The sequence below is a fragment of the Cobetia sp. UCD-24C genome, from assembly GCF_001306765.1.
Classification (GTDB): Bacteria; Pseudomonadota; Gammaproteobacteria; order Pseudomonadales; family Halomonadaceae; genus Cobetia; species Cobetia amphilecti.
Map to the genome: position 1 here is coordinate 121,513 of NZ_LJTD01000003.1, position 21,485 is coordinate 142,997.

At 63.6% G+C, this 21,485-nt stretch carries 18 protein-coding genes; 11 read left to right on the top strand and 7 right to left on the bottom strand.

Translation table 11 applies throughout. The annotated features are described in order from the left end of the window. Positions 1-188 precede the first annotated feature (188 nt). Both AOG28_RS04730 and AOG28_RS04735 read left to right on the top strand, forming a co-directional pair. Entirely contained in the window at positions 189-746 is a 558-nt protein-coding gene (locus AOG28_RS04730; protein ID WP_043331335.1) for a TRAP transporter small permease, read from the top strand. Between the two features lies 1 nt (position 747). Beyond that, a complete protein-coding gene (locus AOG28_RS04735; RefSeq protein ID WP_043331336.1) occupies positions 748-2,052 on the top strand; it encodes a TRAP transporter large permease in 1,305 nt (434 codons plus the stop codon). A gap of 372 nt (positions 2,053-2,424) precedes the next feature. Here the strand turns inward: AOG28_RS04735 and AOG28_RS18505 are convergent, their stop codons facing one another. From AOG28_RS18505 to AOG28_RS04745, 3 genes are all read right to left on the bottom strand, one after another. Then, the gene (locus AOG28_RS18505) at positions 2,425-2,598 is read right to left on the bottom strand and encodes a hypothetical protein (RefSeq protein WP_200906735.1); all 174 of its coding nucleotides are present in this window, start codon (positions 2,596-2,598) and stop codon (positions 2,425-2,427) included. 251 nt (positions 2,599-2,849) lie between these two features. Then, on the bottom strand, positions 2,850-4,415 hold the full coding sequence (locus AOG28_RS04740; protein WP_200906736.1) for a glycine betaine ABC transporter substrate-binding protein: 1,566 nt from the start codon (positions 4,413-4,415) through the stop codon (positions 2,850-2,852). A gap of 8 nt (positions 4,416-4,423) precedes the next feature. After that, positions 4,424-5,164: an ATP-binding cassette domain-containing protein gene (locus AOG28_RS04745; RefSeq protein ID WP_054555513.1), complete on the bottom strand. Its 741-nt coding sequence runs from the start codon at positions 5,162-5,164 to the stop codon at positions 4,424-4,426. A gap of 630 nt (positions 5,165-5,794) precedes the next feature. Between AOG28_RS04745 and AOG28_RS04750 the strand changes: the two genes are divergently transcribed. From AOG28_RS04750 to AOG28_RS04775, 6 genes are all read left to right on the top strand, one after another. After that, the gene (locus AOG28_RS04750) at positions 5,795-6,964 is read left to right on the top strand and encodes an isovaleryl-CoA dehydrogenase (protein WP_043331338.1); all 1,170 of its coding nucleotides are present in this window, start codon (positions 5,795-5,797) and stop codon (positions 6,962-6,964) included. Positions 6,965-7,020: 56 nt separating this feature from the next. Continuing rightward, positions 7,021-8,628: a carboxyl transferase domain-containing protein gene (locus AOG28_RS04755; protein WP_054555514.1), complete on the top strand. Its 1,608-nt coding sequence runs from the start codon at positions 7,021-7,023 to the stop codon at positions 8,626-8,628. Positions 8,629-8,711: 83 nt separating this feature from the next. Continuing rightward, positions 8,712-9,551: an enoyl-CoA hydratase-related protein gene (locus AOG28_RS04760; protein ID WP_054555715.1), complete on the top strand. Its 840-nt coding sequence runs from the start codon at positions 8,712-8,714 to the stop codon at positions 9,549-9,551. 168 nt (positions 9,552-9,719) lie between these two features. Beyond that, positions 9,720-12,002, top strand: a complete 2,283-nt coding sequence (locus tag AOG28_RS04765; RefSeq protein ID WP_054555515.1) for an acetyl/propionyl/methylcrotonyl-CoA carboxylase subunit alpha — start codon at positions 9,720-9,722, stop codon at positions 12,000-12,002. A 5-nt stretch (positions 12,003-12,007) separates the two neighbouring features. Continuing rightward, complete coding sequence (locus tag AOG28_RS04770) at positions 12,008-12,934, top strand: hydroxymethylglutaryl-CoA lyase (RefSeq protein WP_054555516.1); 927 nt, start codon at positions 12,008-12,010, stop codon at positions 12,932-12,934. A gap of 234 nt (positions 12,935-13,168) precedes the next feature. Then, positions 13,169-13,504 carry a zinc ribbon domain-containing protein YjdM gene (locus AOG28_RS04775; protein WP_043331342.1) on the top strand — a complete coding sequence of 112 codons (336 nt, stop codon included), beginning with the start codon at positions 13,169-13,171 and terminating at the stop codon, positions 13,502-13,504. Between the two features lie 218 nt (positions 13,505-13,722). On the opposite strand, the gene AOG28_RS04780 is transcribed toward AOG28_RS04775, so the two are convergent. Further along, the gene (locus tag AOG28_RS04780) at positions 13,723-14,091 is read right to left on the bottom strand and encodes a hypothetical protein (protein ID WP_043331343.1); all 369 of its coding nucleotides are present in this window, start codon (positions 14,089-14,091) and stop codon (positions 13,723-13,725) included. 466 nt (positions 14,092-14,557) lie between these two features. On the opposite strand from AOG28_RS04780, the gene AOG28_RS04785 reads away from it, so the two are divergent. Beyond that, complete coding sequence (locus AOG28_RS04785; protein WP_054555716.1) at positions 14,558-15,379, top strand: SDR family oxidoreductase; 822 nt, start codon at positions 14,558-14,560, stop codon at positions 15,377-15,379. 122 nt (positions 15,380-15,501) lie between these two features. Here the strand turns inward: AOG28_RS04785 and trxC are convergent, their stop codons facing one another. The 3 genes from trxC to AOG28_RS04800 all read right to left on the bottom strand — a co-directional run bounded on the left by trxC (position 15,502) and on the right by AOG28_RS04800 (position 18,984). Next, entirely contained in the window at positions 15,502-15,939 is a 438-nt protein-coding gene (trxC, locus tag AOG28_RS04790) for a thioredoxin TrxC (protein ID WP_043331344.1), read from the bottom strand. A 254-nt stretch (positions 15,940-16,193) separates the two neighbouring features. After that, positions 16,194-17,261, bottom strand: a complete 1,068-nt coding sequence (locus AOG28_RS04795) for a YeiH family protein (protein WP_235506944.1) — start codon at positions 17,259-17,261, stop codon at positions 16,194-16,196. 79 nt (positions 17,262-17,340) lie between these two features. Further along, positions 17,341-18,984, bottom strand: coding sequence for a GMC family oxidoreductase (locus AOG28_RS04800; protein WP_054555517.1), 1,644 nt, complete (start codon positions 18,982-18,984; stop codon positions 17,341-17,343). A 691-nt stretch (positions 18,985-19,675) separates the two neighbouring features. Between AOG28_RS04800 and AOG28_RS04805 the strand changes: the two genes are divergently transcribed. After that, entirely contained in the window at positions 19,676-20,902 is a 1,227-nt protein-coding gene (locus AOG28_RS04805) for a TRAP transporter substrate-binding protein (RefSeq protein ID WP_172978708.1), read from the top strand. Further along, entirely contained in the window at positions 20,902-21,483 is a 582-nt protein-coding gene (locus tag AOG28_RS04810) for a TRAP transporter small permease (protein WP_082388272.1), read from the top strand. Before AOG28_RS04805 ends, AOG28_RS04810 begins: the two co-directional genes overlap by 1 nt. Positions 21,484-21,485 lie beyond the last annotated feature (2 nt).

The following is a 21,485-nucleotide window of genomic DNA, read 5'->3' on the forward strand; positions in this document are numbered from 1 at the left end:
CTGAGCAACGTCTGAGCATTGCCTGAGCGCTGCAGATGTCCTGACTGACCCCAGCTGCAGCGTTGCTATCCCGCCACGCGATACGCCACTCGAGACTCCGACACCTGCCGCCCGCCGGCAGGTGACCCACGGACAAGCCTGTGCGCAGCATCGCGTGGCCACCCTCACCTTCCCTGTGAGCGCCCGTCATGACCTATTTCTTCGACAGACTCTATCGCCTCGGTGCGTGGGGTGCGGCGGCCTGCATGCTGCTTATCTGCACCCTCGTCAGCCTGCAAGTCTTCCTGCGCCTGATCGACGCCATCATGGTGATGTTCGGTGCAGAGCGTCTCGGCTTCGAGATCTCCGGCGTGTCGGAAATGGCTGCCTTCCTGCTGGTCGGCGCCACCTTCCTGAGCCTCGCCTACACCTTCACGCATCACGCCCATATCCGCGTGACGCTGGTCATCAACCGCCTGCCGGCCGCCGTGCGCGTGTGGATCGAAAGCCTCGCGCTGCTGATCGCACTCGGCCTGAGCGTGTTGATCACCCATGAACTGGTACTGCTGGTCGGCGAGAGCCTCGAGTACCACGACATCTCCTCCGGCCTGCTGGCGCTGCCGCTGTGGATTCCGCAGAGCGTGCTGGTCGCCGGTACCGGCCTGCTGTGCCTGGCGATTCTCGAGACCCTGATCGCCACGCTGCGCACCGCCTTCACCGCGCCCTCAAGCTACGTGGCGCCCGAGCCCGAAGACGGAGCCGAATGACATGCTGACACTCATCCTCGTCACTCTGCTGGCCCTCGCCTTGCTGCTCGGCAGCGGCGTGTGGGTCGCCTTCTCGCTGATCGGCACCGGCTGGATCGTGCTGACCTTCTTCTCCACCTTCGAGACCGGCCCGATCCTGGCCTCCGATTTCTGGGGTGCCAGCTACGGCTGGGACCTGACCGCCCTGCCGATGTTCGTGTGGATGGGCGAGATCCTGTTCCGCTCCGGGCTGGCCGACAACATGTTCCGCGCGCTGGCACCATGGCTCAATCGCCTGCCGGGACGCCTGCTGCACTCCAACATCATCGGCAGCGGTCTGTTCGCCGCCGTGTGCGGCTCCTCCGCCGCCACCTGTGCCACCGTCGGCAAGATGACGCTGCCGGAACTTGAGCGCCGCGGCTACGACAGCAACCTGGCCATCGGTACCCTCGCCAGTGCCTCGACCCTCGGCCTGCTGATTCCGCCGTCGATCATGATGATCGTCTATGGCGTGGTCACCGAGCAGTCCATCTCGCGCCTGTTCATCGCCGGTGTCCTGCCGGGCATGCTGCTGCTGGCCCTGTTCATGGGCTACCTGGCGATCTGGTCGAAGGTCGTCGGTGAGCCGCAGGGCCGCGCCGGTCATGACGAGCCGCACATGGGCTTCATGGCCAAGCTGCGCAACAGCGCCCAGCTGATTCCGCTGCTGGCACTGATCGGCGGCATCCTCGGCAGCATCTACGGTGGCCTGGCGTCACCCACCGAAGCGGCCGCGGTCGGCGTGGTACTGTCGCTGATCATCGCGCGCCTCAACGGCCACATGACCGCCGCCACCTTCAAGGAATCGCTGTTCGCGGCGCTGCGCACCTCGTGCATGATCGCCTTCATCATCGCCGGGGCCTCCTTCCTGTCCTCCGCGATGAGCTTCACCCAGATTCCGATGCAGCTGGCCGAAGGCATCGCCACCCTGGGTCTGTCGCCGACCATGCTGCTGGTGGTGCTGACGCTGTTCCTGCTGATCCTGGGCTGCTTCCTCGACGGCATCTCGCTGATCCTGCTGGTGACCTCCATCATCATGCCGGTCATCGAAGCCGCCGGTTTCGACCTGATCTGGTTCGGTATCTACCTGATCATCGTGGTCGAGATGTCGCAGATCACCCCGCCGGTCGGCTTCAACCTGTTCGTGATCCAGAGCCTGACCGGCAAGGACATCATCACCATCACCAAGGCGACGCTGCCGTTCTTCCTGCTGATGATCTTCTCCATCGTGCTGATGCACGTCTTCCCGGAGATCGTGCTCTATCTTCCGCAGGCCATGAACAACTGATCATCTGACCCCGATGCCATGGATGGCAGCTGGTAGCGCTTCCAGACTCAGGAACCGCAGCTGTCGGCACCTCTATCGGTCGACCCTTGCCTCAAGGGCACCGAGCGTCACGGCAGACATACGGTGACGTGCTTGCAGACCTCCCCTCGGGGAGGTCTTTTTTTATGCCACCTGTCCAGCGCTCGCCGCTCACAGAGCACCACGACTCAAAGCATCGCGACGGAAAGCACCGTCCTTGCACACACAGCCTTGCCCCACACAGCTCAGCTCAGATCGGCACACGGACACGCATACGAACACAAAAAAGCCGCCCCTTCCTTGCCGTGAGGCAGAAAGGGGCGACTTTTTCGTCAACCGACAGGCGAGTCTAGATCAGGACAGGTGATCCACCGGTGCGCTGGCCGGGGTGTCGATCATCGCGTGACCTTTGCCACCACCGCCACCGCCGTGACCACCATGGCCGTGGCCATGACCGAACAGACCACAGCCACTCAGGGCCAGAGTCGCCGCGACCAGTGCAATCGGAAACAGATTTTTGATACGCATGAATCTCTCCTTCAAAGGGGGGGAGAGGCTGCTGCAGAACCGAGCCGTACAAGATTGTCCGGCGCTGTCTGCAAGCGCTGTCTGCAAGCGCTGTCTGCAAGCCCTGTCAGCAAGCCCTTACTTTCCCCTTCACATTACTCTGATCGACGACCAACGTTAAACCTTCGCAGCAGCCTTCCTTTTTTACTGCACGCCTTGTACAAGAGTTGCGACATGATTGTCGTGTAATGTACTACGCCATTTTTTCCGGCTCAGCGCGACTTCAAGCCCCGCATATGCGCCGGTATCACCAGGCGCTCGAACAGCTCGAACAGCAGCTCGGCGCAGATGGCCAGCAATGCCGCGGGAATCGCCCCGTAAAGCACCAGATCATAGTCATTGAGCGAAAGCCCGGTGACGATCGGCTCGCCCAGCCCTCCGGCGCCGATGAAGGCTGCCAGCGTCGCGGTGCCGATATTGATGATGGCGGCGGTCTTGATGCCGGTGAGCAGATTGGGCGTCGCCAGCGGCAGGATGACGTGACGCAACTGCTCGCGACGCGTCAGGCCCATGCCACGTGCCACCTTGACCAGCAGCGGGTCCACCGTCAGCAACGCAGTGATCGCCGCGCGGATGATCGGCAGCAAGGAATAGACGAACAGCGCGATCACCGCCGGTACCACCCCGATGCCGAACAGCGGAATCATCAGCGCCAGCAGCGCGATGGAGGGAATGGTCTGCAGCAGGCCGGTGACATAGAGCACCACCCGCGAGACCTTCGGGTTGCGATAGACAAGCAAGGACAGCGGCAGGCCGACCAGACACGCCAGCAGCAGCGCCGAGAGCGTCAACTGCAGGTGCTCGATCAGATTGGTACCCAGCTTGTCCCACTTGGCGCCGCTGACTTCACGCTGCTCGGTGGTGATGCCCTGCTCCTGAATGAAGCGACTGGCGACCTGGGCGAAGCTCTGCTCATCGGTGGAAACGCGGGCGTTGAGCGCCTGCATGCTGTCTTCATCGAGGCTGCCCGCCAGCTGGTTGAGTGCCGCGACGGCATCTTCCGGCAAGGCAGCGTTCACGAAGGGCACCGCCAGATACTCAGGGAAGTAGCCCTTGTCATCGTCGAGCAGCACGAAGTCGAAGCGCTTGATGTCGCCCTCGGTGGAATAGGCATCGGTGGCGTCGATCTTGCTCTCGCGCAGCGCCTGATAGGCGATGCCGTGCTCGATGCCACGCGGCACCTGGGAAAGCCCGTATTCCGCGGCCAACCCCGGCCAGCCATCCGTACGCTTGATGAACTCATGCGACATCGCGACGGACAGATCCGGGTGATCAGCCATATCGCCGATGGTGCTGATGCCCAGCGACTCGGCCTGATCACGGCGCATGCTGACGGCGTAGGTATTGTTGAAGCCCAGCGGCTCGAGCACGCGCAGGCCCTGCTCGCGGCTCAGCTCATCGAGCGTCTCGAGCGCAGGCACGTCGTCCAGCTTGAGAATGGCGTGGGCCAGGGTGCCGGTGTATTCGGGATAGACATCCAGCTCGCCTTCCGCCAGCCCCTGATAGGTGATGATGGTCTGCCCCAGCCCCAGACGGCGCTCGACCGTGAAGCCGGCGTCCTCCAGCACCTGCGCGAAGATCTCGCCCAGCAGATGCCCTTCGCGATCCGCCTTGGAGCCGACCACGATCGGCTTGTCCTCGGGCCATGCCGCGGCTTGCTCTTCCGCGCTGGCAAGCGGGCTGGTCACCAGCGCCCCAAGACTGGCAAGCGCCAGACCGGCGACCATCAGCGCGCCAGACAGCCCGCGGCGCGAGCGTTGCAGGACGGGAGTCGTCATCAGCGTCTTCATGCGCGAGCCTCCAGCAGTCGGGCCACGCGCTCATCCGCTGGCGCCGTGGTGATGGTGTCGGGGCTGGCGGCCTGCAGCACCACGCCGGGCGCCATCACCACCATGTGATCGGACAGGCTCAGCGCCTCGTTCATGTCGTGGGTGACCATCACCACGCTGCGCGGCTCCTCCTGCTGCATGCGCTGGAACTGGGCATGCACCTCGATGCGCGTGATCGGGTCGACGGCCGAGAAGGCCTCATCGAGCAGCAGCAACGGTGGCTCCAGCATCATGGCGCGACACAGCCCGACGCGCTGGGCCTGACCGCCGGAAATCTCGTGGGGATAGCGGGTCAGCAGCGCCATGTCGAGATCCATCATCTGGAACAGACGCGCGATGCGTGCCTTGACGCGCTCGGCGCTCCAGCCTTCGCGGTCAGCAAGAATGGCGACGTTGTCGCGCACGCTGAGATGGGGAAAGAGGCCGATCTGCTGGACGGCATAGCCGATGCGCCGGCGCATGGCTGGCAGGTTGGCGTAATCGACGGCGGCGCCGAATACCTTCACCTCACCTTCATCCGGGCGGATCAGGCCGTTGATCAGCTGCAGCAGGGTCGATTTGCCACAGCCACTGGCACCGACCAGGGCGGTGATACGGTCACGCGGCAGTTCAAGATCAATGCCTTCAAACAGGCGCTGACCGGCAAAGCCCTTGTGCAGGCCGCTGAAGCGGACTGCCGGGGCGGCGTCATCACTCATCGAGTAGGTCCTTCTAGGCAGGTGAGCATGAGTCTGGAATGGTGGAAAGCGCTGCCGAGTCAGCGCACTTGCACACTGGAGTGTGCCGGTGACACCAGGCAGGGGACGGGAATGCTCCTCACTGACGCCCTCACGACTTCCTCAATCAACAGTGACTACAGCGTCTCAGCTTATCAAGTCACCTCGGCGATGCCGGAGCAATTTCGTTTCCTGAGCTGACTTTCTCCCAATGACGCTCTCTCAACGACCTTTTCTCAATGACTTTCTCTACCTGACCTTCTCGACCTGAGTCTCTCTGACTGAGCCCCTCTGACTGACTTTCTCTCCCTGACGTTATTTAACTGAGCTTCTCGACCTGGCACTCCCCTCTCGAGTCTCCCTGCTGATCGTCTGCCGCAAGCCCTGCGACCTTGGTCAAAGCGCCGCACAATGACCTTTACGTTAACGTCAACTTTGACCTAGAGTAATTTCCATCACACGCCAAGGCGGCCCATGACGGGCGGACTTGATAAGCCCTTCGTGATAGACCGTTCGCGACAGTCCTTTTGCGACAGACGTTCGCCATCAGGTCATCACAGCCCTTGGCGGGCCTTGCTCATCGCGCTTCACCGATCTACAGGATGCCAGATCATGCACAGCCTCTATTCACCGCTGGATTTCGGACTCGACGAGACACACACCCTGCTGCGTGAGCAGGTCAACGCCTTTGCCCGCGACGAGATCGCCCCGCGCGCCGCCGAGATCGATGCCAGCAATGCCTTCCCCGATGACCTGTGGCAGAAGTTCGGCGACATGGGCCTGCTCGGCATCACCGTGCCCGACGAGGACGGCGGCAGCGGCATGGGCTATCTGGCGCACTGCATCGCGATGGAAGAGATCTCGCGCGCCAGCGCCTCGGTGGCGCTCTCCTACGGCGCGCATTCCAACCTGTGCGTGAACCAGATCAAGCTCAACGGCACCGCCGAGCAGAAGGCACGCTACCTGCCGAAACTGATGAGCGGCGAGCATGTCGGCGCGCTGGCGATGTCCGAACCCGGCGCCGGCTCTGACGTGGTCTCGATGCAGCTCAAGGCCGAGCTGCGCGGCGATCACTACGTGCTCAATGGCAACAAGATGTGGATCACCAACGGCCCGGATGCCCACACCCTGGTGGTCTACGCGAAGACCGACCCGGACGCCGGCTCAAAGGGCATCACCGCCTTCATCATCGAGCGTGACTTCCCCGGTTTCTCCACCGCCCAGAAGCTCGACAAGCTCGGCATGCGCGGCTCCAACACCTGCGAACTGGTCTTCCAGGATTGCCAGGTACCGGTCGAGAACGTGCTGGGTGAGGTCAATCGTGGCGTCAAGGTGCTGATGCGTGGGCTCGATTTCGAGCGCACCGTGTTGGCCGCCGGCCCCATCGGCATCATGCAGGCCTGCATGGATATCGTGGTGCCCTACCTGCATGAGCGTCGTCAGTTCGGCCAGGCCATCGGTGAATTCCAGCTGGTGCAGGGCAAGGTCGCCGACATGTACACCACGCTCAATGCCTGTCGCGCCTATCTGTATGCGGTCGCCAATGCCTGTGATCGCGGCCAGACCTCACGCAAGGACGCCGCGGGCGTGATTCTCTACTGCGCCGAGAAGGCCACCCAGATGGCGCTGGATGCCATCCAGCTGCTCGGCGGCAATGGCTACATCAACGAGTACGCCACCGGACGCCTGCTGCGAGACGCCAAGCTTTACGAGATCGGCGCCGGCACCAGCGAGATTCGCCGCATGCTGATCGGGCGTGAACTGTTCAACGAGAGCGCCTGAGACCTCTCGTCATCCCCTACTCTTTTTCGTATCCCTTCGCCGCTGGAGCTTGCTCGATGGCCATACTGACCTCCCTGATCAATCCGCGCAGTGACCAGTTCCGCGCCAATGAAGCGGCGATGCAGGCCGAGGTCGATCGCCTGCACCAGCTGCTGGAGACCGTCGCGGCCGGTGGCGGTGACAAGGCGCGTGAACGTCACGAGTCGCGCGGCAAGCTGTTCGTGCGCGAACGCATCGACCACCTGATCGATGAAGGCTCGCCCTTCCTCGAACTCTCTGCGCTGGCGGCCCACGACGTCTACGACAGCCCCGTCCCCGGCGCGGGCCTGGTCACCGGCATCGGCCGTGTCAGCGGCGTGGAGTGCGTCATCGTCGCCAACGACGCCACCGTCAAGGGCGGCACCTACTTCCCGATGACGGCCAAGAAGCATCTGCGCGCCCAGGAAATCGCCCGCAAGCATCGCCTGCCATGCCTCTATCTGGTCGATTCCGGTGGCGCGCATCTGCCCCATCAGGACGAGGTCTTCCCGGACCGCGACCACTTCGGCCGCATCTTCTACAACCAGGCCACGCTGTCTGCCGAGGGTATCCCGCAGATCGCCGTGGTGATGGGCTCATGTACCGCAGGCGGCGCCTACGTGCCGGCGATGGCGGACGAATCCATCATCGTGCGCGAGCAAGGCACCATCTTCCTGGCGGGGCCGCCGCTGGTGAAGGCCGCCACCGGTGAGGACATCAGCGCCGAGGCGCTGGGCGGCGCCGAGGTGCACTGCAAGATCAGCGGCGTGGCCGACCATCTGGCCGACAACGACGCCCATGCCCTGCAGCTGGCTCGCCGCGCCGTGTCGCGCCTCAACTGGCAGCGCAAGGGCCAGCTCGCGCTGCGTGAATCGCGTCCGCCACGCTTGGACCCGCAGGAGCTCTACGGCATCGTCGGTACCGATCTCAAGAAACCCTACGACGTGCGCGAAGTGATCGGACGACTGGTGGATGACTCGGACTTCGACGAGTTCAAGCGCGAGTACGGCGAGACACTGGTCACCGGCTTCGCGCATCTGCATGGCCATCCGGTCGGCATTCTCGCCAACAATGGCGTGCTGTTCTCGGAAAGCGCCCTCAAGGGCGCGCACTTCATCGAGCTGTGCACCCAGCGCCGGATTCCGCTGATCTTTCTGCAGAACATCACCGGCTTCATGGTCGGCTCGCGCTACGAGCACGAAGGCATCGCCAAGCACGGCGCCAAGCTGGTGGCGGCGGTGGCCTGCGCCAGGGTACCCAAGTTCACGGTGCTGATCGGTGGCAGTTTCGGCGCGGGCAACTACGGCATGTGCGGGCGCGCCTATGACCCCAACCTGCTGTTCATGTGGCCCAACTCACGCATCTCGGTGATGGGCGGCGAGCAGGCCGCCAACGTGCTGGCACAGGTCAAGCGCGACCAGCATGCCCGTGAGGGGCGCGAGTGGCCCGCCGAGGAAGAAGAGGCCTTCAAGGCGCCGGTACGCGAGCAGTACGAGCGTCAGGGCCACCCGACCTACGCCAGTGCGCGCCTGTGGGATGACGGTGTGATCGACCCGCTGCAGACCCGCGACATCCTCGGTCTGTCACTGGCCGCGGCCATGAATGCCGAGATCGAGGACAGTCGCTTCGGTGTGCTTCGCATGTAAACCGTCAAGCGCCACAACGATGCATGTGGCTTGCACTGAATAGCGATAGTCATCTTGAAGCTAACAGAATGGAAGAAAGCACGATGACAGAACCGCGCCAATCGAGTCGCCTCGAGATAGATCAACACGGCGTCGCCCGCCTCACTCTGCTGCGCCCCGAGGTGCACAACGCCTTCGATGATCTGCTGATTGCGGAGCTGAATCAGCATCTGGAAAGCCTGCACATCAGGGCGAGCCGCGACGAGGTGCGTGTGGTAGTGCTGGCCTCCGAGGGCAAGAGCTTCTCGGCCGGTGCCGATCTCAAGTGGATGCAGCGCATGGTCGAGTATTCGCTGGAAGATAACCTCGCCGACTCACGCGAGCTTGCGCGACTGATGCAGCTGCTCGATGAGCTGCCCTGCCCCAGCGTGTGTCGTGTCCAGGGCGCCACCTTCGGCGGTGCCGTCGGCCTGGCGGCCTGCTGCGACATCGTGATTGCCGCCGAGCGGGCGCGCTTCTGTCTCTCCGAAGTACGCATCGGGCTGGCACCGGCTGCCATCAGCCCCTACGTGCAGCGCGCCATCGGCTCACGCCAGATGCGCCGTTATGCCCTCAGCGCCGAGGTGATCGATAGTGCCACCGCGCAGCGCATCGGCCTGGTCCATGAGACCTGCCCCGATGAGCTGCTGGAGGCGCGCATCACGGAGATGGTGCAGACCCTGCTGGCCACCTCGCCTGCCGCCAGTCGCGCCACCAAGGCCCTGCTCAGCGAAGTGGCTCAGGCACCTGCCAGCGCCGCGACCCGTGAACGCTGCTGCGAGGTGATCAGCCAGCTGCGCGTCAGCGAACAGGGCCAGGCCGGTCTGGCCGCCTTCTTCGCCGGCACGCCGGCGCCCTGGGTGCCGACCGAGAACCAAACAACCGAGACGTCGAAATCCTCGTGAACACCAGAGGCCTGAAGCCACTGGCAGCATGTCGACGCTCTCTGCGCTGGTCATCAATCTGGGCCATCCACTTCGGACATGCCTGCCAGATTTTTTCTTACGAGCTTTTCTCTTCCGAACTTTCCTACTCCTGATTTCCCTAGCCACCTTCGCCACAGGACGCTTGCCATGAACGCCAACCGCGAGACAGACCAGACCCTCCCCGCCGGTTGCGGCGAGATCCGCAAGCTGCTGGTCGCCAACCGGGGTGAGATCGCCGTACGCGTGATGCGCACTGCTCGCGCGATGGGCATCCAGACAGTGGCGGTCTACTCCGATGCCGACGCCGATGCCCTGCATGTGCGCGAGGCCGACGAGGCCGTGCGTCTCGGCCCCGCCAGCGCCCGCGAAAGCTATCTGGATATCAAAAAGGTGATCGCTGCCGCACGCAAAAGCGGTGCCGATGCCGTGCATCCCGGCTATGGCTTCCTGTCCGAGAACGCCGCCTTCGTCAGCGCGCTGGCCGAGGCCGGCATCATCTTCGTCGGCCCACCCCAGAGCGCGATCGCCGACATGGGCGACAAGTCGGCCGCCAAGATGCGCATGCAGGCGGCCAATGTGCCGCTGGTGCCCGGCTACCACGGCGAGGACCAGCAGGATGAGCTGCTGCAGGCCGAAGCGGACCGCATGGGCTATCCGGTGCTGATCAAGGCCTGCGCCGGCGGTGGCGGCAAGGGCATGCGCGTGGTCGAGAGCGCGCGGGAATTTTCAGCGGCGCTGGCCAGCTGTCGTCGTGAATCCCGCGCCGCCTTCGGCGATGAGCGCATGCTGATCGAGAAATACCTGACCCAGCCGCGCCACGTCGAAGTCCAGGTGTTCTGCGACAGCTACGGCAGCGGTGTCTATCTGTTCGAGCGCGATTGCAGTGTCCAGCGTCGCCACCAGAAGGTGCTGGAAGAGGCACCCGCGCCGGGGCTGACGCCGTCGCTGCGCCGTGAGATGGGCGAGGCCGCCGTGCGGGCAGCGCGCGAGATCGGCTATGTCGGTGCCGGCACCATCGAGTTTCTGCTCGACGCACCGCAACCGGGCAGCGAAAGCCATGGCGCCTTCTACTTCATGGAGATGAACACCCGCTTGCAGGTCGAGCACCCGGTGACCGAGATGATCACCGGCGAAGACCTCGTCGAATGGCAACTGCGCATCGCGCGGGGCGAACGCCTGCCGCGCCAGCAGGATGAGCTGACGTTGACCGGCCACAGCTTCGAAGCACGTCTCTATGCCGAAGACCCGGACAACGACTTCCTGCCCGCCACCGGTGTGCTGGAACGCTTCCGGCTGGACCTGGCAGGGGGCGGGCTGAGCGCCCGGCAGGTACGCCTGGACAGCGGCGTCGCCGAGGGCGATGAAGTCTCGATGCATTACGACCCGATGCTGGCCAAGCTGATCAGCTACGGGCCGACACGCGAACAGGCGCTCGAGACGCTGCTGCGCGCACTGGCAGCGCTGGAAGTGCGCGGCGTCACCACCAATCGCGCCTTTCTGTCCCGCCTGGCGGGCCATGCTGACTTCCGCGCCGCCGAGCTGGATACCCGTTTCATCGAGCGCCATCACGACAGCCTGTTCCCCAGCGCGACGCTGGACCACGACAGCCTCGCGGCCAGTGCCTTGCTGGCGCTCTCGCGCCTGAATGAGCAAGCCAGCCACGCATCACATTCGAGCCGCACATCATATCCGCGCCAGCCCTGCGCCAGCCCGTGGGAGCGCCGCGATGGCTGGCGCAATGGCCTGCCACACCAGGTACGCCTGGCGCTGTGTCTGCCCGCTGACGCCGATGCCGATGAGCGCAGCGACAAGGTGGCGCATATCATCGCGCGCCGCCCCGTAACGCATGCCTCCCTGGCGAATACGCACACCTCAGATACGTCACCGATGAGCGACTCGCGCGGCGACTGGCAGATTGAAGTGACCACTCACTGCGGAGCTGAAAGACAGACCACAAACCATCTAGGCCGACTCACTCGCCTTGAAGGCAACGCCATCGCCGTGACGCTGGATGGCTATCGTCGCCGCTTCCAGGCCAGTCACGCGCCGGCCCGCGGCGGTGAAGTGCTGGTGCTGTCGTCAGCGCAGCACAGCCAGTCCGGCAGCACTCCACAGGGGGAGTCACGCCTGCTGTGGCGGCGCGCCGATGCCGTGGACCACGCGCGCCACGAGACCCAGGCGACCCTGAATGCGCCGATGAATGGCACCGTAGTCGCGCAGCTGGTCGCGCCGGGCAGCCTTGTCCCGCAGGGCACGCCCCTGATGGTGATGGAGGCGATGAAGATGGAGCACACCCTCAATGCCCCCGCCGATGGCGAGGTCGCCCAGTTCCACTTCTCGGCCGGTGACAGCGTGGTCCAGGGCGATGTGCTGCTCGAGTTCACGGCCGCGCAGGCCGAGGCGGGCAAGGTCGAGACGGACAAGGAGTAGTCAGCATGCACTTTCCCCGCAAAGTACGCATCGTCGAGGTCGGCGCGCGCGACGGACTGCAGAACGAGTCGGTGCCCGTCGCGACTGCCACCAAGCTTGAGTTGATCCGGCGCCTGAGCGACAGCGGACTTGCGCATGTCGAGGCCGCCAGCTTCGTCTCGCCCAGGTGGGTGCCGCAGATGGCCGATCACCGCGAGATCATGCTGGCGCTGCGCGACGGCCACGCCAATTCAACAACTGCCAAGTCAGCGACCACTTACTCCGCCCTCACACCCAACATGAAGGGACTTGAGGCGGCACTGGAGTGTGGTGTGCGCGAGGTGGCCGTGTTCGGCTCGGCCAGCGAGTCCTTCTCGCAGCGCAACATCAACTGCTCGATCGCCGAATCGCTTGCGCGCTTTGCGCCAGTGGTGGAACACTCCCTCAAGGCCGGCGTGCGTGTGCGCGGCTATGTGTCCTGCGTGCTCGGCTGCCCCTATGAAGGCCAGATAGCCCCCGCCGAGGTGGCCGCCGTCGCTCGCGAGCTCAAGGCCATGGGCTGCTACGAAGTCTCGCTTGGCGACACCATCGGCGTCGGCACGCCGCTCAAGGCCAAGCACATGCTGGAGCAGGTCAGTCGCGAGGTGCCGATCACACAGCTCGCCGCCCACTTCCACGATACCTACGGCCAGGCGCTCGCCAACCTCTACGCCGTGCTGGAAGAGGGAATCGCGGTGATCGACAGTTCGGTGGCGGGTCTGGGCGGCTGCCCCTACGCCAAGGGCGCCTCGGGCAATGTCGCCAGTGAAGACGTGCTCTATCTGCTTGAGGGCATGGGCATCGAGACGGGGGTGGATCTGGCAGCACTGGCCCGCACCGGTGACTGGATCAGCCGTGAACTAGGCCGGCCGAATGGCTCACGCGTCGGTCAGGCGCTGATGGCGAGTTGTTGAGGGTAAGTGGCTCAAGGCCAGTAGTTTGAGACGCTGCCATGCGAGGCCGCAGTGGCGCGCGCTGATTGCGACCAAGGGCCGCACTGGATGGTCGCTGTCATGGAATCGGTGTAGGCTTGCCGCCGTTCGCGCACCGCTTGAGCCCGATGCGCGCCTTCCAACACCATGTCTCGGCCTGAATCTTCGCCCGCCTTCTAAGCGGGTGAAGCGCGAGACAGCTTTCAGGACACCGTGATGAGCGCCCTCCCGAACTGCCCGGCCTGCAATTCCGAATTCACCTACGACGACGGCATGCAGTACGTCTGCCCTGAATGTGCCCATGAGTGGTCCAAGGAAGCTGCCGTCGAGGAAGCCGGCCCGGTATTCCGCGATGCCAACGGCAACGAGCTGGTCGATGGCGATACCGTCACCGTCATCAAGGACCTGAAGATCAAGGGCACCTCCTCCGTCGTCAAGGTCGGCACCAAGGTCAAGAACATCCGCCTGGTGGATGGCGATCACGACATCGACTGCAAGATCGATGGCGTCGGCCCGATGAAGCTGAAGTCGATCTTCGTCAAGAAAGCCTGATCGATCCGCTCGCCTGACACGACGATGCCCCGCCTGCGCTCTGTGCGCGACGGGGCATCGTCGTTTGCGGACTGTCGTTTGAGGACTATCGTTTCCAGCCCGCCATTTCCGGCTTGCCGAGGCGCCTTGCTCGGCCCGGGCTGGCCAGCTCTGACCCGCTCCAATTCGCTTCAGTCCTCTCAAGCCCGCTCCAGCCCACCACCCCAGCAAGTGCTCACTCACTCCTCAGGCGATGTCTTGTCGAGCGGCGTGACCTTTGACAGGCGTATGCGGCGCTGACCGCCGACCTCGAATTCAAAGCGGCCACTCACCTGGACCTCGCGCCCGATATAGGCACCGATGCGCTCCGGTGGCAGCAGTTCCAGGCGCTGCTGTCCTTCGCCTTCCAGCCAGTAGCGGTTGGGCACGTCTTCGCTGCGCACCCTACCCTGCACGGCCACCTGCTCGCCCTGCCAGGCCTCGGAGTGTTCCAGCAGCGTCGCCACGCTGGTAGGGCGCGGGCCATTGACGCCATCGCATCCCGTTGTGGCCATCAGCATCACCGCCACGGCCACCATCGCCAGCCAGTGTTGCATCCCCTTGTTCATCTTCATTCCTCGCGCGACTGATACTTCATCGGGGGCTACCCGCTCGCTCATTCACTCGCTTGCGGCTTGAGGGGACTCGGGCAACGGCCCGGCAGTCGAGTTCCTCGCCCCTCGCGTCGAATGGCGATATCTCGTGGTCACCCAGACGCACCTGACGCCTGACGTGGACTCATGCACAGTCTGACAGCTGCCACGCGAGGCGATAACTCCCTGACCAATAGAATCAGCCATCAGGATCAGTCCTCAACGCAGGCCGTGAGGCGCCGCGCCACCCGCCAGCCCCATCACGACTCTGAGGCCTGTCATGCTGAGGCATGGTCGCCGCGCGGTGACTGCGGGCACCGCCCTTGTCTCGCGCGCCCGCCGCACCTATATCATTGCCCGCAGGAGCACACCGCGCCATCGACGAAGCATGTGTGAAGCGCTTCGTCATATCGCCCTGCCGGCACCACATCAGGAGAATGACATGAAGACAGCCAAGGTGGCCTATATCACCGGCGGTGCTCAAGGCATCGGCCGCGGCATCAGCGACTACCTGCTCGCCCACGGCTGGCGCGTGGCCGTGGCGGATATCGATGCCGAGGCAGGCCAGCAATATCGAGAGATGAAGAAGCGACAGGCGAGCGGGCTCGCAGAAGAACCTGCAGCGCCGTCGGGTGAGCAGCCCGCAGAAGACATCGGTGAGCGCCTGCGCGTCTTCACGCTGGATGTGCGTGACGAGAAATCCGTGGCCGCCAGCATCGCGGCTACCTGCGAGGCCTTCGGGCGGCTGGACGCGGTGATCAACAATGCCGCGATCGCCGATCCCTTCCAGGGCAAGCTCGAAGAGTTGTCACTCGAGCGCTGGCATCAGGTACTGGATACCAGCCTGACCAGCAGCTTCCTGACCGCCAAGCATGCGGCGCGTCATCTGCGCGAGACTGGCGGCAGCATCGTCAATCTGGCCTCCAGCCGCGCGCTGCAGTCCGAGCCGCACAGCGAAGCCTACGCCGCCAGCAAGGGCGGTATCGTCGCCCTCACCCACGCCATGGCGATGAGCCTCGGGCCGGAGATTCGCGTCAATGCGGTCAGCCCGGGCTGGATCGACGTCAGCGCCCTGCAGAAAAGCGGCGAGGCCGAGTCGCTGAGTGACGAAGACCATGCCCAGCATCCCGTCGGGCGCGTCGGCCATGTCGATGACATCGCCGCGCTGGTGGCCTTCCTGATCTCGGACAAGGCCGGCTTCATCACCGGCCAGAATCATGTCGTCGATGGCGGCATGACGCGCAAGATGGTTTACGTCGACTGATACGACAACGCCGACTGAGACGACAACGCCTGACGCGATTGTACGTCAGGCGTTGTCAGTTCTTGAGCTGCGTCCGGGTTTCCTGAACGCTCAACTGCGGACTTCTCTCGCGCGGGCCATGGTCACACCGCGTGCGGTGCCAGCCACTGCTTGAGCTGACCGGCCTGCATCACGCCTGATTCGCGCGCCAGCTCCTTGCCCTGCTTCATCACCAGCAGCGTCGGAATGCTGCGGATGCCGAAACGACCGGCCAGCGCCTGCTGGGCTTCGGTGTCGATCTTGGCGAAACGCACACGGGTGCCCATCTGCGCGGCGACTTCATTGAAGATCGGCCCCATCATCTTGCACGGGCCACACCAGCTGGCCCAGAAGTCGATGACCACTGGCATTTCACTACGCACCACCAGAGCCTCGAAGTTGTCGCTGGTCAGTTCCAGCGGCTCCTTGGGCAGCACGGCGGCGCTGCACTTTCCGCAGCTGGGGTTGTCATCCAGACGCGCGGTGGCCACACGATTGAGAGCGAGACATTGCGGACAGGCCAGCACGAGGGATTCAGACATGATCGGACTCCAGAGAAATGGGGATGCGGCGCGCCACGTGACGGTCAACCGTCAGACGCGTACCGATAAGCGCAGATCATACGACTCGTGGGCCAGGAAGCAATTGAGCCACCTTATCGCCCTGATTGGCTGGCTGTATGAGCCCGCCTGATCTGAACGAACTGAACGAACTGAACATCCCCCCCTGCACTCAACCTGAAGGGCCCCGCCAGTCACGGCGGGGCCCTTCGCACTTGAGCACACCCAAGAGTCGCTCAGATGCTGGCCAGCCCGAACTTGATGCACAGCGTCACCAGCACCAGCAGGAAGAGGGTTTCCACCACCATCAGGATCACCGGCTTCCAGCCCACCACCGCCAGCTTCTGGAACGACGTCTTGACGCCCAGCGCGGCAATCGCCGCCACCAGACACCAGCGCGACAGATCAGTGAAGCCTTCCACGGCGACGCTTGGCACCCAGCCGAGGCTGTTGATCAACACCAGTGCCACGAAGGCGATCAGGAAGGTGGGGAACATCGGCACCTTGCCGCCCTCATCGCCATTGGCCTGGCGCGCACTGCGGAACAGCAGCATGAAGACCATCACCGCCGGCACCAGCATCGCCACCCGCAGCAGCTTGACGAAGGTCGAGACGTCCCCGGTGTGCTCGGAAATTATATAGCCCGCGCCCACCACCTGAGCCACGTCGTGGATGGTGCCGCCGAGGAAGATGCCGGCCTCGGCATCATCCAGCCCCAGCAGCCTGACGATCAGCGGATAGGTGATCATCGCCACGGTCGAGAGGGTCGTCACCCCGACCACGGTCATGATGGTGTGGCGCTCGCTGGTGGCGTTGCGCGGCATCACCGCCGACAGCGCCAGTGCCGCCGAGGCACCGCAGATGGCCACCGAGCCGCCGGTCAGCAGTCCCATGTCGCGGTCCAGCCCCATCACGCGGGCCAGCAGCGCGCCGAACAGGATGGTCGCCACCACCCCGAGTACCACCGTGATCACCGGACCGAGGCCGAGACTCGCGACCTGCTCCAGCGTGATGCGCACGCCCAGCAGGGCTACGCCGAGGCGCAATACCGTCTTGGAGGCGAACTCGATGCCCGCCTTGCACGGCCCCTCCTCGGAGAGAAAGTGCAGCGACATGCCGAACAGCAGCGCATAGAGTAGCGTCGGGCCGCCGTAGTGATCGGCGATGAAGGTGGTCGCCAGCGCGATGATGATGCAGATCAACAGGCCCGGCATGATGGTGCGCACGCGCCCTTCCAGGGTCCGCCACAGGCTGGTGGGCGGGATGGGTGTGTCGTGCAGTGATGAACTGTTGTCAGTGGCCACGCGGATTCCTCATCAAGACCAGCAAGCGGTGACGGGCAAGCTGCCCCGCCGCGATGTGTCGTTCAGGCACGAAGGCCTGCTAGCTGGCCTGGGCCATGTTCACCTGGGCGGCCTTGATCATGTCGGCGGCCTTCTCGGCGATCATGATGGTCGGCGCATTGGTATTGCCGGACACGATCACCGGCATGATCGAGGCATCCACCACGCGCAAGCCGTGCAGGCCATGGACACGCAGCTCGTCATCCACCACCGCCAGCGCATCGTGGCCCATCTTGCAGGTGCCCGCCGGGTGATAGATGGTCTGGCTGAACTGACGCGCTGCTTCCAGCAACTCCTCATCGCTCTGGTAGTGCGCGCCCGGCACGTACTCCTCGCTGATCACCGAGGCCAGCGGCGCTGCCTGGGCGATACGCCGCGCCACCTTGATGGCATCGACCACCACGCGGCGGTCTTCCTCGGCGCTGAGATAGTTGGGCTGGATGGAAGGATAGATGCTGGCGTCGGCGCTGGTGATGCGCACCTGGCCGCGACTGTGCGGGCGCAGCTGACACACCGAGGACGTGAACGCCGAGAACGGATGCACGCCATCGGCGGGCTTGTCGGCACTCAACGGCTGCATGTGGAACTGGATATCAGGGCGCGTCAGCCCCTCACGCGACTGGGTAAAGGCGCACACCTGACTGGCCGCCAGCGTCAGCGGGCCGGTACGCGTGAAGAGGTACTGAGTGCCGACCGCCAGCTTCTTGAGCGGATGACGCACCTCGTCATTGAGAGTGCGGCACTGGGTCTTGAACACCAGCCGAACCTGCAGGTGGTCCTGCAGGTTTTCCCCGACCCCCGGCAGCGCGTGCAGGCATTCGACGCCGACACTGGCCAGATGCTCGGGCTCACCGATTCCGGAGCACTGCAGAATCTGCGGGCTGCCGATGGCGCCGCTGGACAGCAGCACCTCGCGCTCGGCGCGTGCCGTGTGGATCGTGCCCTTCACCTCGTACTCGACTCCCACCGCACGCTTGCCTTCCAGCAACACGCGGCGACAGTGCGCATGCTTGACCAGCGTCAGATTGCTGCGCGTGAGGGCCGGGCGCAGGAAAGCCCTGGCCGTGCTGCAGCGCAGGCCCTTGTAAGTGGTCTGCTGGAAATAGCCGACCCCTTCCTGGCGCTCGCCATTGACGTCCTGGTTGAGCGGAATCCCCGCCTCCACCGCCGCCTCGATGAAGCGCTCGGCGATCTCGCGCTTGAGGCGCAGGTCAGAGACATGCAGCGGCCCATCGGTGCCGTGCCATTGGTTGGCGCCGCGTGCCTGACACTCCGACTTACGGAAGTACGGCAGCACTGACGCGTAGTCCCAGCCCTGATTGCCCGCGGCCGCCCAGTCGTCGTAGTCCTCGTGCTGGCCACGGATATACAGCAGCCCATTGAGCGAGCTGGAACCGCCCAGCACCTTGCCCCGCGGCCACTGCAGCCGACGACCATTGATGCCCTTGTCAGGGTCGGTGAGATAGCACCAGTCGGTGGCCGGGTTATGCATCGTCTTGAAATAACCGACCGGCACATGAATCCACGGATTCCAGTCCGAGCCGCCGGCTTCCAGCAGCAAGACCTTGATGGAGGGGTCTTCGGTTAGACGATTGGCTAGCACGCAACCGGCTGACCCCGCTCCGATCACGATGTAGTCATAGGTGGCTGATGCGTCGGCATTGGCGTAACGTGTTGTTTTCATTATTTTATATACCATATCGAGACATATTGTCTCATAATCATGGTATCAAAATTGCGATTCGTCAAATACGAAACGTATTGTCTCAATATCTTTGCCAAAGCTGAAAAAGTGCCCTACATTGAGATTTGAAACGCCGGTAACGGTACTTTTCGTCTCGTTATACGACCAACTATGTAAGACGAACTAGCGAGAACGTCACAGACCGCCATCAATGGCAGCCACCAGAGAGGCCAGAGGCAGGGCTCATGGGCTCTGGAGACATGCTTGAAGAGAGTTTGAGGAGACTCTGAAGAGGGCTTGAGGAGACTCTGAAGAGAATTTGAAGAGACTTTGGAGTGGCTTTGAAGAAATAGCGGATATGTCTGACAAGCGCTCCAGCACTCTCTGAAGAGACATGCTCTAAAAAGACACTCTCTGAAGAGACACGCTCTGAACAAACACGCTCTGAACAGGCACTGCGAAAACGCCTGACAAATAAAAACGGCATATAAGGACAGAAAATAAGGACGGATAAACAAGCACTTGGCTAAAGAAGTGATCAACGAACGGCTTGCCAGACAAACAGCGGAAGCAAGCCCCGCACCGCAAGACCCATAACAACGCCAACACAGGGCGAGTGATACGACATCACTTCCCGGCCGTCAGGCCTGCATCCCACCACAAAAGCAAACACAATACCGGGAGCACTACCATGCCATCGCCACTCAGCAAGCTGTCACGCCGTGACTTCCTCGACATCTCGGGTCGCTTCGGTCTGACCTCTACCCTGCTGGCCGCCACCGGCCTCGGCGCAGGTCTCACCGCGTCCACGCTGGCGCGCGCCGCCGACCAGGAGCAGCAGAAACGCTACAAGACAGCGCCCAAGTTCCAGCTGCGCTTCGGTGCCTCGGGCTTCAATGAGCGCAATCTCGATATCCAGAAATCCGGCCAGCTGTTCTTCGCGCGCGACCTGGAAGAGCGCACCAACGGCGCCATCCGCGTCGAGTTCATGGGCAGCAACGAGGTCTGCAACCAGCTGGACTGCGTCGGCAAGACCCAGCAGGGCATCGTCGATATCTACTCGGCCTCCACCCAGAATTCCTCGGGCAGCGCGCCGTATCTGAACGTGCTCGATTTCGCCTACCTGTTCCCCACCGTCGCCTCGATGTTCCACTTCTTCTATCACAAGAAGAGTGAGCAGCTACTGCGCGAACCGCTGCGCCAGCGCCACAACCTGCAGTTCCTGTTCACCCACTGTGACCTGCGCGGCATCATGCTCGGCCTCAAGTGGCAGGACAAACCGCTGGTCACCAGCATCGATGATCTCAAGGGCACCAAGAACCGAGTCACCGGCACCCAGATGGGTCGCATCGCGATGGAACAGCTGGGCCTGAACCCGGTGCCGGTCGCCTGGGAAGAGACCCTCGATGGCCTGCGTCAGGGCCTGCTGGATGGCGCCGAGACCTGGATGAGCGCCGTGGCCTACGCCGGCATGGCACCAGTGGTGTCCCAGGCGGTCGACCTGCGCTTCTTCGCCGGCACCGAGCACACCGGCATGAGCCTGCCCAAGTTCGACAGCCTCGGTTCCGAGCTGCAGGACCAGGTGATGGAGTCCGCCTACTGCGCGCAAATCTTCACCCAGGGCATGAACGAGGCCGGGCGCTTCGAGATCGTCGGTGCCACCGAGCACCCCGCCGCCGGCACCGTCTTCGCCGAGAACAACGTGCGCGTGGCGCCGCTGTCGGACGCCGAACGCTCACGCGCCGAGCAGATGTGCTCGCCGGAATTCAATCCCGAGCCGTGGGAGCAGTGGCGTGAACGCCTCAACAAGTGGTCCGGCGGTCTCGACATCTATCAGGAAATCCATGATGTCGCGCGCGAGATTCCGCGTGATGTCGCCGCCGTCAACGTCAAGCCGCAGCGCTGGTGGAGGGGGTAATGGGCGATACCACCATCTTCAGCCAACCGACCAAGAAACCTGCCCTCAAGAAGGCCGCGCCCTGGGCGCGTCCCTTCCTGTGGCTGGACGCCCATCTGGAACAGGTCGTCATTCTGATCGCCTATTCCGGCATGGCCGGCATCATCTTCGTCGAAGTCATCCGGCGCTTCTTCTTCGGCCTGCAGGCCCCCTGGAGCACCAGCATTCCCGTGCTGCTGTTCCTGTGGCTGACCTGGTTCGGCGCCTCGCTCAACGTCAAGAAGCGCACCCACCTGAGCCTCAACGAGATACGCATGAAGCTGCCGCGCGGTGGCCAGTTCGCCTGCCTGATCCTCGATGCCGTGCTATGGATCGGCTTCGGGCTGATGGTGATCTACTTCACCACCACCCAGGTGACGCTGGCCTATGACAACTACGCCATCGTGCCGGGCACCGACAACGTCATGCAGTGGTGGTTCTATCTCGCCACACCGCTGGCGTGGGTGATGATCATCTATCGCGTACTGCAGAACCTCTACGCCGACTGGGCGCGCTATCGCCGCGGCGATTCCTTCAACCTGCAACCGTCCATCATGGACTGAGG

Bases quoted from the DNA above. Each gene is read 5' to 3' on its own strand.
- AOG28_RS04775 (WP_043331342.1), top strand. From the start codon at position 13,169: ATGAGCGCCCTCCCGAACTGCCCGGCCTGCAATTCCGAATTCACCTAC.
- AOG28_RS04755 (WP_054555514.1), top strand. From the start codon at position 7,021: ATGGCCATACTGACCTCCCTGATCAATCCGCGCAGTGACCAGTTCCGC.
- AOG28_RS04745 (WP_054555513.1), bottom strand. From the start codon at position 5,164: ATGAGTGATGACGCCGCCCCGGCAGTCCGCTTCAGCGGCCTGCACAAG.
- AOG28_RS04730 (WP_043331335.1), top strand. From the start codon at position 189: ATGACCTATTTCTTCGACAGACTCTATCGCCTCGGTGCGTGGGGTGCG.
- AOG28_RS04785 (WP_054555716.1), top strand. From the start codon at position 14,558: ATGAAGACAGCCAAGGTGGCCTATATCACCGGCGGTGCTCAAGGCATC.
- AOG28_RS04800 (WP_054555517.1), bottom strand. From the start codon at position 18,984: ATGAAAACAACACGTTACGCCAATGCCGACGCATCAGCCACCTATGAC.
- AOG28_RS04805 (WP_172978708.1), top strand. From the start codon at position 19,676: ATGCCATCGCCACTCAGCAAGCTGTCACGCCGTGACTTCCTCGACATC.
- AOG28_RS04740 (WP_200906736.1), bottom strand. From the start codon at position 4,415: ATGACGACTCCCGTCCTGCAACGCTCGCGCCGCGGGCTGTCTGGCGCG.
- AOG28_RS04810 (WP_082388272.1), top strand. From the start codon at position 20,902: ATGGGCGATACCACCATCTTCAGCCAACCGACCAAGAAACCTGCCCTC.
- AOG28_RS04760 (WP_054555715.1), top strand. From the start codon at position 8,712: ATGACAGAACCGCGCCAATCGAGTCGCCTCGAGATAGATCAACACGGC.
- AOG28_RS04780 (WP_043331343.1), bottom strand. From the start codon at position 14,091: ATGAACAAGGGGATGCAACACTGGCTGGCGATGGTGGCCGTGGCGGTG.
- trxC (WP_043331344.1), bottom strand. From the start codon at position 15,939: ATGTCTGAATCCCTCGTGCTGGCCTGTCCGCAATGTCTCGCTCTCAAT.
- AOG28_RS04765 (WP_054555515.1), top strand. From the start codon at position 9,720: ATGAACGCCAACCGCGAGACAGACCAGACCCTCCCCGCCGGTTGCGGC.
- AOG28_RS04735 (WP_043331336.1), top strand. From the start codon at position 748: ATGCTGACACTCATCCTCGTCACTCTGCTGGCCCTCGCCTTGCTGCTC.
- AOG28_RS04770 (WP_054555516.1), top strand. From the start codon at position 12,008: ATGCACTTTCCCCGCAAAGTACGCATCGTCGAGGTCGGCGCGCGCGAC.
- AOG28_RS18505 (WP_200906735.1), bottom strand. From the start codon at position 2,598: ATGCGTATCAAAAATCTGTTTCCGATTGCACTGGTCGCGGCGACTCTG.
- AOG28_RS04750 (WP_043331338.1), top strand. From the start codon at position 5,795: ATGCACAGCCTCTATTCACCGCTGGATTTCGGACTCGACGAGACACAC.